General features: G+C 38.1%; 1 protein-coding gene. It reads left to right on the forward strand.

The window, feature by feature from the left end:
• Positions 1-399 (forward strand): ATP-binding protein (locus CWB66_RS21725; protein ID WP_252371833.1); only part of this gene is annotated, 399 nt, incomplete at both ends.

The following is a 399-nucleotide window of genomic DNA, read 5'->3' on the forward strand; positions in this document are numbered from 1 at the left end:
TGTGGTGAAGCTTATAAACGATATTCACGCTATGTTTTCTCCTCAAACTAAAGCGAAAGGTTTATCGTTAGTTTTAGACTGCCAGTTAGAAAAATCCTATTTTACGCGATTAGATTTAACGCGAGTAAAACAAATTCTTATTAATTTATGTGCTAATGCCATTAAGTTTACTCATAAAGGGCAAGTAACTATTGGTGTTAGTAAAACCGAGCAAGCGTTAGTCTTTTCGATTAAAGACACTGGGATTGGCATGAGAGCATCTCAACTTAAACTTATTTTTGAGTGTTTTAGCCAAGCAGATAACAGTATTAGTCGACGTTTTGGTGGCACAGGACTAGGTTTGAGCTTGTCGCAGCAATTAGCGGCGATGATGGGTGGCTACATAAGTGTGCAGAGTGA

The organism is Pseudoalteromonas sp. S558 (assembly GCF_005886635.1).
GTDB classification, from domain to species: Bacteria; Pseudomonadota; Gammaproteobacteria; order Enterobacterales; family Alteromonadaceae; genus Pseudoalteromonas; species Pseudoalteromonas aliena.